We start from the raw sequence: 13,040 nt of genomic DNA, 5'->3' as shown, positions 1-13,040 counted from the left end.
AGGCCTGCTGTCGGATTGCGTGACCGCCGCACCCGGGCGATCCGCACAACAGGAGGACGACGATGGCGAAAAACAAGAAGTCCAAAAAGAACAAGGCGGACAAGAAGGGCAAGCAGTCGAAGAAGGCCGAGCAGTCGAAGAAGGCCAAGCTCCTGCTGACGGAGAAAAAGGCCAAGAAGGCCGCCAAGAAGGACGCCAAGACATCCGCCAAAGCGTCCGGGAAAAAAGCCGGGAAGAAATCCGCCAAGAAGGCGGTGAAGTCCGGTTCGAAGAACAGTTCGGTCAAGAAGCCTTCGACCAAGAACAAGAAGAAGACAGTCAAGACAGCCAGTAAGAAGGCCGGCAAGTCACCGGCAAAGAAGTCACCGGCAAAGAAGTCACCCGCGAAGAAAACTTCGGCGAAGAAGGCCACCGCGAAAAAAGCGCCTGCCAAAAAAGCCGCCAGGAAAGTTGCGAAGAAAGCCGCCAAGACCGCCGCGCTGCGGACCGCAAAAAAGACTGCGCTGAAAGCGGCCACGACAGCAAAGACACCCCCCAGGAAGGCTCCGCCGAAGAAGGCGGTTGCAGGTAAGGCAGCGCCAAAGGCCGATTCCCCGAGCGAAATACTTAGACTGATCGACGCCGCCGCGCCCGCGGAAGCCCCTGCGCCGACGAAGCCGGCCAAGCCGCGCAAGCCACGAGCCAAAAGGCCGGCCGCCGCCTTGCCGCCCGAGCCCGCTGATCCTGAGGAGACCGAGTTCTCTCCGCCGTCGTCTCAGCTTGAGTCGACCGAAACCGACTCGTCCGAAACCGACTCGTCCGAGCCCGACTCGTCCGAGCCTCTCTCGTCAGAGAGTGACTCGTCCGAAGCCGGGTCGACCGAAGTCGAGGCATCCGAACCGGAGCGATCCTGGTCGCCGCCGCCCGAGGCGGCTTCCGAGGATTCCGATGACGAGGCTCCCGCCGAGCCGTTTCCGGCCACGGCCGAAGCCTCCCATGAGGACAACGCTTCCGTCGAATCCCCGGCGCCATCGGACGAGGAGGCGGATGTCGATGGTGACCACGACCATCACCATCCGCATCCCAGGACGCCGGATTCGGTCTGAGGACCTCGCCTGCCGGGCGGGTAGTTCGAATTGATCAGTAGGGCCACGGTCATCACCGTGGCCCTTGCTCGTTGTGGGCGTTGATGGATGGCGGCCGAGCCGCTCGCCGGGGCTGTCAGCCCGCCGTCGTAGCGGGCGTTCGGCTGACGCGAATCAGTCGCCGCGAGCCGGATGGCAGGCTATTTGTCGCCCGCCCTCCATCGGCCAAAAGTGTTGTACGGACAACCAGGTATCGTGAGTACCAATCAGAACCGCTCGCAAAATCGTGGTCAAATTGCCACACTTCAAAACTACTCGGCAATGGAAGTGCGGAATTGCCCAAAAAACTGGCAGCTGCATGTGTTTTTTGCTTCACGGTTCCCCGGCTTAGAAGCAGATTGTGCGGGAGTTACTAAGCAGGTCGACATCGCGTCTTTATGACTTCGGTCGGGCTAGCTTCACATCGATGGGGATCCTTATGAAGAAGACAATTATCTCAGTCGCGGCCGTACTCGCCGTCGGCGTGACTTCGGCTTCCGCTGCCGACCTGCCCGCGAAGGTTTACTCCAAGGCTCCGCCGATCGTGGCGTTCGACCCCTGGGACATCGCCTTCGGTGCGGCGGTCATGAGCAACTACGTGTTCCGCGGCGTTTCCCAGTCGAACAACAATCCGTCGGTCAACGCGTATTTTGAACCGCGTTACAACGTGACCAAGGATCTGCAGCTCTACGTCGGTACCTCGTGGTCGAGCATCTCGTTCGCCAATCGCGCCGCGGCTGAAGTCGATATCTACGGCGGTATCCGCCCGACCTTCGGCGCCTTCGCGTTCGACTTCGGTGTTTACGGCTACCTGTATCCGGGCGGAAAGTGCGTCGATACGGCGGGCGTCGGCGCCGGCGCGCTGTGCCCCGGCGACATCAACTCGATCTCTTTGGCCAACGGCAACGTTCTCAAGAAAGACCTCAGCTTCTACGAGGGCTACGCCAAGGTGAACTGGACCGTGAACGACATGTTCACGATCGGCGCCAACGAGTATTATACCCCGAGCTTCCTGAACAGCGGCGCCTGGGGCAACTACGCGTCGTTGACTGCTAAGTTCACGGCTCCGACCACGGTCTTCGGGCCGAGCGGCGTCGGAATGTACGTGTCGGGTGAATTCGGCCGCCAGTGGCTTGGAACCTCGGATTCCTTCTACGGTCTTCCGGGCACCATTTTCGCGAACGGCATTAAGTACAAGGACTACAACACCTGGAACGTGGGCGTTGGGTTCAACTACAGGGTGTTCACGCTTGACCTGCGCTATTCGGACACCGATCTGTCCAAGGCGGACTGCAACGCTTTCACCAGCGACTACACCGCAACTCTGACCGGCGACGTCTCCCCGATCAATCCCGGCGGTTTCGGCTCGAAGTGGTGCGGTGCGACCTTCATCGCCAAGCTGTCGGCTGACGTGACGCTGCAGAGCAACATCAAGTAAGTCATTCCCTTCTGGGGTTTGAGGGCGGCAGAGCGATCTGCCGCCCTTTTCGTTTGTTTGGGTCTTCGGACGACACGCAGTCACGACGATCGCCTCTGACCACGCCCCCGCAACCCACGCGGTCATCGTCCGGCTCGACCGGGCGACCCTGTGATCCCAGAGCGCTATAGCGTTTTCGAGCGAAGTGGATACCGGCTCGCGTCGAGAAAACGCGTCATAACATCAAGTTAGAGCTCCGGTTCTGATTCAGTCAGAACCGGAAAAGCTCTGGGTGATGCGTTGTGCGCTCGTCATGCGCGCCATGGAATACTGGTTCACCCGCGTTCGCGGGTGACGGCTTGCTGGGAGCCACGCCTCGCCCCTCAGCCCGCCGCAGGCTCGGCTGCCGCTGTCTTGTCCTGCAACGCAAAGCCCTCACCGGAGCGTGTCAGGATCGCATCGCGGTCGTGGAATGCGTTGAGCGTCGAGCGATGGCCGATCGAGACGATGGTGGTGTCCGGCAGCCTGTGATCGAGCAACTGGTACAGCGCGGCCTCCGACGGCTCGTCGAGCGAGGCGGTGGCTTCGTCAAGGAACAGGTATTGCGGCCGGTGTAGCAGCGCCCGCGCGACGCCGAGCCGCTGCTGCTCGCCGAGCGACAGCGTCCGGTTCCAGTGGCCGTGCTCCGCGAGTCGGTCGGCCAGGGCAGGCAGCCCGACTTCTTTCAGCACCTCGGCGACCTGCGCGCTTGTGAATGCCTCGGCCTCCGAGGGATACGCGATCGCGGCGTGCAACTCGCCGACCGGGAAGTATGGCCGCTGCGGCAGCATCATCACGCTCGCGCCGGGCGGGATCGCGATCGAGCCTGAGCCGAATGGCCAGATCCCCGCGATGGCGCGGAACAGCGTCGACTTGCCGGAGCCCGACGGGCCGACGATCAGAGTGCGTTCCTTACTGCGGATCTGGAAATCGTCGGCGCTCATCAGCCTTTGTCCGGCGGGAAGCGTCAGGCTCAGGTCGTCGAGTTTGATGGCATCGCCGCTCGGAGCGGAAACGCGGGTGACGCCTGGATTGGCCCGCAGCGCGTTGGCGTTCCGGATCGAGGCCTCGAAGCCGTCGAGCCGCGTCACCACCGATTGCCATTCCGCCAGCGTGCGGTAAGCCGAGATGAAGAACGACAGCGAATCCTGGACGCTGTTGAAAGCCGACGCAGTCTGCATCAGGCCACCGAGCTGGACCTTCTGGGCGAAATAGGCTGGCGCCACCAGGATGTAGGGAAAGATGATCGAGGCCTGCGAGTAGCTCGCGGTGAATGCGGTCAACCGCTTGGTGCGCGTCATGATCCGCATGAAGTTCTCGGCCACCAGCCCGAAACGCGAGGACAGCTTGCCGCGCTCGGCGCTTTCGCCGCGCAGCAGCGCGATCTGCTCGGAGTTTTCACGCGCGCGAACCAGGTTGAAGCGGAAGTCGGCCTCGAACCGTTGCTGCCGAAAGTTCAGATCGGCGAGCGGCGAGCCGATCCAGTGCGTCAGCGCGGTGCCGATCGTCGCGTAGATCAGCGCGCCCCAGACCAGATAGCCCGGAATCGGAATGTCCTGGCCGAACACATGCAACGGCGCTTCGTTGGAAAGCCCCCACAGAATGACGACGAACGATGCCAGCGTGACCACCGCATTCAACAGCCCGACGCCCAGCAACAGCGTGCGCTCGACGAACAGCTGGGTGTCTTCGGCGATACGCTGGTCAGGGTTGTCGGCGGCGTCGCCGAGCAACTGCATCTGGTAGTGGTTAGACTCGTAAAGCCAGTCGCCGAGATAGCGCTCGGTCATCCAGCGCCGCCAGCGGATCTGCAGCCACTGGTTCAGATAGAGCTGATAGACCTTGAGCGCGATCCAGATCGCGGCCAGGACGCAGAAATAGGCGAGCTGATAGGCGAAGACGTCGTAGTCGCGCTCCTGCAGCGCGTTGTAGAACACGTTGTTCCAGCGGTTGAACAACACCGTCAGGCCGACGACCGCGAGTTCGATGACAACTACGGCCGCCAATAGTGTGCGCCCCATCCGTCCGTCTTCGGATCTGAAGTACGGAACAGCAATCCGCCAAACGGTCGTGAGCGTGGAACTGATATTGGACACGGATGAGCTTCTCCGGGTGCGGAGCTCTCCGGGCGGAGAGCGTTAGACGAAAGTTGTAGGTGGGGCGAACTACCGCGGCTTGTCGCGCCCTCTTGTCGCACCCTAGCATGACGGTAACGGCGAGGGACGGCGGACTACCCATTTCGCGCGTTTGTGAGGAACTCGACGGATCGGGTTCACCTTCTCGCGCGCGAGGTGCCTCCCTTCTCGGTTCCGGCCGGGTCACGGCGCGGATCAAAAAAAGATTTGAAGGGAGGAATTTGAATGTGGAATCAAATCTATAATCCACTGGGCAGCGCGACTCTGTCGACCGTCGCCGCGGCGATCCCGGTGGTCACGCTGCTGGTGCTGATCGCCAGCGGCAAGGTCAAGGCGCACCTCGCGGCGATCATTGCGCTGATCCTCGCCAATCTGGTGGCGATCTACGTCTTCACCATGCCCGCCAACATGTCGATCCGTGCTTCTCTGCTCGGCGTCGTCACCGGCTTCTTCCCGATCGGCTGGATCGTTCTCAACGTCATCTTTCTCTATCGCATCACGGTTGAGACCGGCCGGTTCGAGTTGCTGCAACGCGCCATCGGCGGCGTCACCAATGATCGCCGGCTGCAATTGCTGCTGATCGCCTTTGCGTTCGGCGCGTTCTTCGAAGGCGCGTCGGGCTTCGGCACGCCGGTGGCGATTACGGCCGCGATCCTGATCGGATTAGGCTTCTCGCCGCTGGCCGCCTCCGGCCTGTCGCTGATCGCCAACACCGCGCCGGTGGCCTATGGCGCGCTCGGCACCCCGATCCAGGGTCTCGCCACCGTCACCGGTTTCGACCCGTACGTGCTCGGCGCGATGGTCGGGCGGCAATTGCCGTTCTTCTCGCTGCTGGTGCCGTTCTGGTTGATCTGGGCGTTTGCCGGCTGGCGCGGCATGATCGCGATCTGGCCCGCGATCCTGGTCACCGGCGTGTCGTTTGCGATCCCGCAATTCGTGATCTCGAACTACATCAATCCGTGGATCGTCGACATCGGCGCCTCTTTGATCTCGATGGGCTGCCTGATCCTGTTCCTCAAAGTGTGGCAACCGAAAGAGCTGTGGCTGTCGCCGTCGCTGCGCGGCAAGGACGAATCCGCCGCGACCATGAAGCCGCCGAAGCCGATGAACAAGATGCCGCTGACGCAGCCGCAATTATGGGGCGCGCTGCTGCCGTGGATCATCGTCTGCATCGTGATGCTGATCTGGGGCACCGGCCTGTTCAAGACCTGGGCGAACGCGATTTTCGTCTGGTCCTATCCGGTCCCCGAGCTGCACAACATGATCAACAAGGTGCCGCCGGTGGCGGCGAAGCCGACGCCGGAAGGCGCGGTGTTCTCCTTCACCTATCTGTCGTTCACCGGCACCGGAATGCTGATCGCGGCGCTGATCTCCGGTGTGCTGATGGGCATCTCGCCGATCAAGATGGTCGTCGAGTACGGCCGCACCATCCGGCTGTGCGCGATCTCGCTGATCACCATTTCGGCGATGCTCGCGATCGGCACGTTGACGCGCCTGTCGGGCGTCGACGCGACGCTCGGTCTCGCCTTCGCGGCGACCGGCGTGCTGTATCCGTTCTTCGGCACGCTGCTCGGCTGGCTCGGCGTCGCGCTGACTGGATCGGACACCGCATCGAACGTGCTGTTCGGCAATCTGCAGAAGATCACCTCCGAACAGCTCGGCCTGTCGCCGATCCTGATGAGCGCCGCGAACTCATCCGGCGGCGTGATGGGCAAGATGATCGACGCGCAATCGATCGTGGTCGCCTCCACCGCGACCAACTGGTACGGCCACGAAGGCTCGATCCTGCGCTACGTGTTCCTGCATTCGATCACGCTGGCCTGCCTGGTCGGCGTGCTGGTGATGCTGCAGGCCTACGTCTATCCGTTCACCGAAATGGTGCTGAAATAGCGCCACCGGCGAACGTGTAGCCTTGGACCCCGCGGCCATGGCGGCGGGGTTCAGGTTTCCGGATTGGAGGCTGATCGAATCAGAACCGGAGCCCGCGTTATTGTTGACGCGTTTTCTTCAAGCAAACCGGTGCCCGCTTCGCTCGAAAACGTTATAGAGATCGGATGGATCCAACAACGTCCGAGGCAAGATGCGTTCTGGTTCAATTGCGACATGTGCCGCGTTCGCAGCGGCGCTGATGGCCGCGTGGCCTGGCCTATCGTCGGCTCAGCCTGCAGACGAATTTCCGTTCGAGCTGGAGATGACTCTCGAAGCGCCGGCGAAGCCGGGCTCGAAGCGGATTCCCTCGATCGAGATCGGGGAGAAGGGCGAAGCGCGGCTGGAGCTGTGGTGCAAGAGCGGCGCCGGCCAGTTCTCAGTCGCGGGCAACACCGTGGTGTTCGTGCCGGGCGCGCTGGAAGATCGTGGCTGTCCGCCGGATCGCGCCCAGGCCGATGACGCGCTGGTCGCGGCGCTCACCGCTGCGACGGGCTGGACCCGCCAGGGCGACTACGTGACGTTCTCCGGCGGCCAGACGCTGCGGTTCCGGCTCAACACAAACTAGAGCCGGGATGTTGTCCGAAACTGGTCGCCACTTTCGGCATCAAACTCTAACGTTTCGGATTGTCCTGCAGGATCGTGTCGGCGCACAACGCCGCCGATTGCACCACGCCGCTGTAGCCGCCGACGCCCGCATAGGCCGAGGCGAGGTACAGTCCCGGCAGCACCGTGCGCGGCGAGCGATAGGGGGCGCCGGTGTTGTCAGGCGGCAGCGGCGCGAAGCCGTAGACCGAGCCTTCCGGCAGGTTGAGATATTGCTGCACCGACTGGGCGGAATTGAATGACGCCGCGGTCACCGCGCCGGCTAGTCCCGGATAGTTGCGGTCGAGCTGATCAATGATCGCCTGCTGCCAGCGGCTCCGCTTTGCCCGGTAGTCGTCCTGCGTAAGCCCGCTCCAGTTCGAGGTCTGATCCGGCCCCACCACCGACAGGACATAAGGCGGCGACGGGACGCCGGAATCGATCGCGGCGTAGTCGGCGATCGCCAGCGGCGGCATCCGCCCGGTCGGCTCGCCGGCCATCAGCGCCTTCCCCTCGGCGTAGGATGCAAGCGTCGTCATCCAGTCCGGCAGCAACTGTGTCGCGTAGCTGGTGAAGCCGAACGCGCGCGGCGGCGTCGACAGCCCGAGCGTCAACGCGAACAGCGACAGCGACGGCGTACGGCCGGCATAGCTCCGGGTCAGGCGCTCGCCTTGCGCATCGGGCATCAGCGCCGCGAGGGCGCCCGGCGCGGCGTTGCCCACCACGGTCAGCGCTTCGACCGTTTGCGGATCGCTGCCGTCGCGCGCGGTGTGGGTGATGCGATGGGCATGGCCTGCTTCACCGATCTCGACGCCGCTGACGACACGGCGCAGCAACACCTCGCCGCCACCGACGCGAACGGCGCGCGCGAGCCCGCTCGACAGCCGCTGCGATCCACCCTGCACGAAGCGCGCGCCGGTCAGCAGGAAACTGCCCTGCATCATTGCGAACGGCACCCACCACAACGTGGCGGGATCATCATGAAAGTAGGAGAGGTTGCCGGCGATCGCGCATTTCACCGCTTCATTGTCGCCGAACAGCGCCTGCAGCTTGTCGGCGAGCGTTGACGACCAGTCGGGAAACTCAGGCGCGAGCGCGAACACGGCCTCGAGGCCGCCGTCGCCGACCGTCGCCGCCAGCCGTTCCATCTCGCCGAGGAACTGCGCGATGCCGCTGCGGGCGTCGGGAAACCGCGCCGTGAGCGCGTCGCGCGCGCCGGCGAAATCATCGGGCAGAACGAACGGCTGTGTCAGCGGGCCGCCGCGCATTTCGTAAAGCGCGCCGGCGGGAATCCATTGCACCGCATCGCCCGCGCCGGCGCGGATCAGCGCTGAGTGCTTCGGGTCGCGCGGATGATGCGGATCGCCGGTGACATGCAGCGAGCCCTCGACGAACAGATCGCCGACCTTGTAGCTCGACGCCGCTCCGCCGACTGAATTGCCACGCTCGATGACCAGGACTTTGCGGCCCTCGCGGGCGAGGATCGCGCCTGCGGTCAGGCCGCCGAGGCCGGCGCCGATCACCACTACGTCATAGACCGTCATGCAACCGAAACCCCGCCGCCGGATGGAGGCGCTTCATTGCCGCAATGCAGCGGCAAGTCAAATCGCAGTTCCGACAGCGACGGTCGTTGCGGTCACTGCGATGTTACCGTCGGGCGTTACTGCCAGGTCGAGCTTTCCGAGTCCCAACGCTGGCCCTTGAGTTCCTTGGCCAGCGCAGCGACCGCGCCGCCGTCACTGTGCGGTTCGACTTCCTCGTCGCCAGTCGCGTCGTCATTGACGTTGAGCTTCGCGCCGGCGCCTTCGTCTGCCGTGCTTTCCGAAGGATTGCCGAGCCAGAGCATCAGCTTGTCGGACGAGCCCGGCTTGTCGGCGCTGACCATCGCTTCGATCTCGATGGTATCCGTCAGTTGCAGCGCAGGAACCAGATGGCTCGGCCGCTTGAAGGTCAGCTTCAGCTTGCCGGTGTCGTCGTTCCAGGCCGATGTCGCCAGCGTTGCGCCCAGCGTCTGCGACAGCACGCCGGCAATCGTCGTTGCGATCTTGTCGCGGCTGAGCTTGTCGCCGTCGCGCCAGCCGGCAGCCGGGAACAGGATGGTGCGATCCATCTCGATGATGCCGTTGGTCCAGCCGGCCGAGACCACGCCCGGGAACGTCTTGGCCTTGGCGATCACCGAAGCGGCGCGCGCCGGATCGGTGGCCAGGGTGATCGTCAGCGTGCCCGCCCGAAGCGCGTCGCAACCGACGCTGAGGCTCGAGAGCGACACCTGCAGGTTCTGGCCCTTCAGCGTCTTCAGGAAATCCGCGGCGGCTTCCAGGCCGACACGGACGCCGACTGCCTCGGGCGAGACTTCGGTGAAGTCCTTCGGCGAAGCCGCGATGCTGTCGTCGGTGGTCTGGTTCTCCAGATATTCCTTCTCGCTCAGATCCGAATTGTCATTCGAGGCGATCTCGTACGCCGTCGTTCCGATGCTGATCTGGCCCTTGAAGTCGTAGGTTTCGCCGTTCGGCTTGCGGGTCAGCTTGACCGTCACCGGCGCCTTGTCGACGGTCGTCTGGGTCGTCCCGGTCAGGGATTGCCCATTGACCTGGAGGTTGGCGACGAAGCGGTCCTTGCGGTCTGCCCCTTTGACCGGCGAGTAGCAGACATCGAGGACCGCTGAGGTCACCGTCTTACCCTGCCGCGCTTCCTTCAGGATGACGTCGGCGCTGTCCATGAAGCCGTCGACGGCTGTGAAATAGCGCGTCTCGTTGACGGGCGTCGTTCCCTTGGGCACGGCCTTGCCCTGGGCGGACGCGAGATCGGTCGCAGGCAGCAGCATCAGCAGGCTGAACAGGAGCGCGCGCATCGGGGGTTCCTCGCAGGATTTGCCGTTTTCGAAGCCTTGCCGATTCGAACTGGATCCGAATCAGGGCCCTGACTAGCAAATCGCCGGGGCCGCGCCAAAAAACAAGGCCGCCCGGAGGCGGCCTTGCATGATTGATCGGTCGGTGAGAGCGGCCGGGCTCAGAAGCCCATGCCACCCATTCCGCCCATGCCGCCCATCCCGCCGCCGCCCGGCATCGCCGGAGCGGCTTCGCGCGGCAGCTCGGCGACCATCGCTTCGGTGGTGACGAGCAGCGCCGCGACCGACGCGGCGTCCTGCAGCGCAGTGCGCACCACCTTGGCCGGATCGACGATGCCCTTGGCGAGCATGTCGACATATTCCTCGGTCTGCGCGTCGAAGCCGAACGTCTCCGACTTGTTCTCGAGGATCTTGCCGACCACGATCGAGCCCTCGACGCCGGCGTTCTCGGCGATCTGGCGGATCGGAGCTTCCAGCGCCTTCAGCACGATGTTGATGCCGGCCTGGACGTCGGCATTGTCGTTGTTGATGCGGCCGACCGCCTTCTTGGCACGCAGCAGCGCGACGCCGCCGCCCGGTACGATGCCTTCCTGCACCGCGGCGCGGGTCGCGTTCAGCGCGTCCTCGACACGGTCCTTCTTCTCCTTGACCTCGACCTCGGTCGCGCCGCCGACGCGGATCACCGCGACGCCGCCCGCGAGCTTGGCCAGACGCTCCTGCAGCTTCTCACGGTCGTAGTCCGAGGAGGTCTCCTCGATCTGCGCCTTGATCTGCTGCACGCGCGCCTCGATGTCGGCCTTCTTGCCGGCGCCGTTGACGATCGTGGTGTTCTCCTTGTCGATCACCACCTTCTTGGCGCGGCCGAGCATTTTCAGCGTGACGCTCTCGAGCTTGACGCCGAGTTCTTCCGAGATCAGCTGACCGCCGGTCAGGATCGCGATGTCTTCCAGCATCGCCTTGCGGCGGTCGCCGAAGCCCGGCGCCTTGACGGCGGAGACCTTGAGGCCGCCGCGCAGACGGTTCACCACCAGCGTCGCCAGCGCTTCGCCTTCGACGTCCTCGGCGATGATCAGCAGCGGCTTGCCCGACTGCACCACCGCTTCGAGCACCGGCAGCATCGACTGCAGACCCGACACCTTCTTTTCGTGCAGCAGGATGTAGACGTCGTCGAGCTCGACCGTCATCTTCTCGGCGTTGGTGACGAAGTACGGCGACAGGTAGCCGCGGTCGAACTTCATGCCCTCGACGATGTCGACTTCGGTATCGAGCGACTTGTTCTCCTCGACGGTGATGACGCCCTCGTTGCCGACCTTCTGCATCGCCTGGGCGATCATCTTGCCGATCGGCGCGTCGCCGTTGGCGGAGATGGTGCCGACCTGGGCGATTTCGGCCGAGGAGGCGACCGGCTTGGCGCGCTTGCCAATGTCCTTGATCACCGCGGCGACCGCGATCTCGATGCCGCGGCGCAGATCCATCGGGTTCATGCCGGCGGCCACCGACTTGGCGCCCTCGCGGACGATCGCCTGGGCCAGCACGGTCGCCGTGGTGGTGCCGTCGCCGGCGAGGTCGTTGGTCTTCGAGGCCACTTCGCGCAGCATCTGCGCGCCCATGTTCTCGAACTTGTCCTCGAGCTCGATCTCCTTGGCGACGGTGACGCCGTCCTTGGTGATGCGGGGAGCGCCGAAGCTCTTTTCGATCAGCACGTTGCGGCCCTTGGGGCCGAGCGTGACCTTCACCGCGTTGGCGAGGATGTCGACGCCGCGCAGCATGCGATCGCGCGCGTCTCCGGCGAATTTAACGTCTTTGGCTGCCATATCGATTTGCTCCTGATATTTCGAATTTTACGATACGGCTCAGCCGACCACGCCCATGATGTCCGACTCCTTCATGATCAGGAGTTCTTCGCCGTCGAGCTTGATCTCGGTGCCCGACCACTTGCCGAACAGCACGCGGTCGCCGGCCTTGACGTCGATCGGGATCAGCTTGCCGGCTTCGTCGCGGCCGCCGGGACCGACGGCGACCACCTGGCCCTCCTGCGGCTTCTCCTTGGCGGAGTCCGGAATGATGATGCCGCCCTTGGTCTTGGTGTCCGCGTCGATGCGCTTCACCACGACGCGGTCATGGAGAGGACGAAAATTGAGCTTAGCCATGAGATGTCCTGTGCTGTTTGCTGGAGATGCTCGGCGTCGAGTGCCGGGGTCGATGCGCGGTTCAGTTTATCGTCCGCGTTGTTGGCAATCGCGCTTCGAGAGTGCTAATTGTGCGTTTCGAATATGGCTTGCCGCTGTTCCTGTCAAGTTAAGGGCTTAATAGCTTGGTGAGGTGGATGTAGGATTCTCGGCGGCCAGATCGGGACACCAGGATCTTCGCCGCGCATTGCCTGCCGTGACGATTTGCGCTTGTGTGGCGGAAGGGTGCATGGGGATGTTCTCTCGGGGAGAAGTTATGATCAGTTCACGCAACGCACGCGCGCCTCTCAATCTCGGGATGGCGTGTTTGATGGCGCTGGGCCTCGGCGCGTGCGGCAGCTTTGGCGGGTTCGGCGGCTTCGGCGGCTCGCAGCCGGCCGAAATGGCAGAGCCCGCGCCTTTGCCGGAAGTACCCGCAACCATTCGGGCCGATGAAATCGTCGGCCGCTGGGGGCTGGCGTCGTTCCAGAATCCGGCGGACCGCGCTCGCACCGAAAAAGCCGCGCTGTCGCAGTGCAGAAATCCCTATGTGATCGGCGCCGGCTCGTCCGGCGGGGTGATCATGCATCTCGCCGACCAGGCGACGCCGCAGGAATTGCGGCTGAAGGGCTCGGCCGGCGGCAAGAATTATATCGGCCCCGCTGGCCCGATCGGCGAGCAGGATCGTGAGATCGTGTCGTTCGACGGCCGGGTTCTGGTGACGCGCTTCCTCGACAAGGATGCCGCCGTCCGCTACGGCAACATGGTCTATGTGCGCTGCTCCCCGCGCGCCTGATCGCTGACGATCGTGTCGGAACC

The 13,040-nt window shown here is 63.8% G+C and carries 11 protein-coding genes; 6 read left to right on the top strand and 5 right to left on the bottom strand.

Annotation, left to right across the window (positions count from 1 at the left end; translation table 11 throughout):
• The first annotated feature begins 19 nt into the window (after positions 1-19).
• The 3 genes from BMY71_RS24710 (at position 20) to BMY71_RS00210 (ending at position 2,541) form a co-directional block, all read left to right on the top strand.
• Positions 20-334 carry a hypothetical protein gene (locus BMY71_RS24710; RefSeq protein WP_175557565.1) on the top strand — a complete coding sequence of 105 codons (315 nt, stop codon included), beginning with the start codon at positions 20-22 and terminating at the stop codon, positions 332-334.
• The gene (locus BMY71_RS24705) at positions 255-1,085 is read left to right on the top strand and encodes a hypothetical protein (protein ID WP_175557564.1); all 831 of its coding nucleotides are present in this window, start codon (positions 255-257) and stop codon (positions 1,083-1,085) included. The genes BMY71_RS24710 and BMY71_RS24705 overlap by 80 nt, the downstream gene beginning before the upstream one ends.
• Positions 1,086-1,542: 457 nt before the next feature.
• Positions 1,543-2,541 carry a TorF family putative porin gene (locus BMY71_RS00210; protein ID WP_011504513.1) on the top strand — a complete coding sequence of 333 codons (999 nt, stop codon included), beginning with the start codon at positions 1,543-1,545 and terminating at the stop codon, positions 2,539-2,541.
• A gap of 362 nt (positions 2,542-2,903) precedes the next feature.
• On the opposite strand, the gene BMY71_RS00205 is transcribed toward BMY71_RS00210, so the two are convergent.
• Positions 2,904-4,655 (bottom strand): ABC transporter ATP-binding protein/permease, encoded by a 1,752-nt coding sequence (locus BMY71_RS00205; RefSeq protein WP_092680937.1) that lies wholly within the window; start codon positions 4,653-4,655, stop codon positions 2,904-2,906.
• A 264-nt stretch (positions 4,656-4,919) separates the two neighbouring features.
• On the opposite strand from BMY71_RS00205, the gene BMY71_RS00200 reads away from it, so the two are divergent.
• The gene (locus tag BMY71_RS00200) at positions 4,920-6,584 is read left to right on the top strand and encodes an L-lactate permease (protein WP_092680935.1); all 1,665 of its coding nucleotides are present in this window, start codon (positions 4,920-4,922) and stop codon (positions 6,582-6,584) included.
• A gap of 190 nt (positions 6,585-6,774) precedes the next feature.
• Positions 6,775-7,188 (top strand): META domain-containing protein, encoded by a 414-nt coding sequence (locus tag BMY71_RS00195; RefSeq protein ID WP_092680933.1) that lies wholly within the window; start codon positions 6,775-6,777, stop codon positions 7,186-7,188.
• 46 nt (positions 7,189-7,234) lie between these two features.
• Here the strand turns inward: BMY71_RS00195 and BMY71_RS00190 are convergent, their stop codons facing one another.
• From BMY71_RS00190 to groES, 4 genes are all read right to left on the bottom strand, one after another.
• Entirely contained in the window at positions 7,235-8,749 is a 1,515-nt protein-coding gene (locus BMY71_RS00190; protein WP_092680931.1) for a phytoene desaturase family protein, read from the bottom strand.
• Between the two features lie 116 nt (positions 8,750-8,865).
• Complete coding sequence (locus BMY71_RS00185) at positions 8,866-10,056, bottom strand: hypothetical protein (protein WP_092680929.1); 1,191 nt, start codon at positions 10,054-10,056, stop codon at positions 8,866-8,868.
• Positions 10,057-10,214: 158 nt separating this feature from the next.
• Positions 10,215-11,867: a chaperonin GroEL gene (gene groL / locus BMY71_RS00180; RefSeq protein WP_011504507.1), complete on the bottom strand. Its 1,653-nt coding sequence runs from the start codon at positions 11,865-11,867 to the stop codon at positions 10,215-10,217.
• A gap of 39 nt (positions 11,868-11,906) precedes the next feature.
• Complete coding sequence (groES, locus tag BMY71_RS00175) at positions 11,907-12,203, bottom strand: co-chaperone GroES (protein WP_011504506.1); 297 nt, start codon at positions 12,201-12,203, stop codon at positions 11,907-11,909.
• Between the two features lie 295 nt (positions 12,204-12,498).
• Here groES and BMY71_RS00170 point away from each other — a divergent pair, with 295 nt between their 5' ends.
• Positions 12,499-13,017, top strand: coding sequence for a hypothetical protein (locus BMY71_RS00170; RefSeq protein ID WP_041805486.1), 519 nt, complete (start codon positions 12,499-12,501; stop codon positions 13,015-13,017).
• Positions 13,018-13,040 lie beyond the last annotated feature (23 nt).

The sequence above is a fragment of the Rhodopseudomonas pseudopalustris genome, assembly GCF_900110435.1.
Taxonomy (GTDB): Bacteria; Pseudomonadota; Alphaproteobacteria; order Rhizobiales; family Xanthobacteraceae; genus Rhodopseudomonas; species Rhodopseudomonas pseudopalustris.
This window is presented reverse-complemented; position numbering and strand designations above follow the sequence as displayed.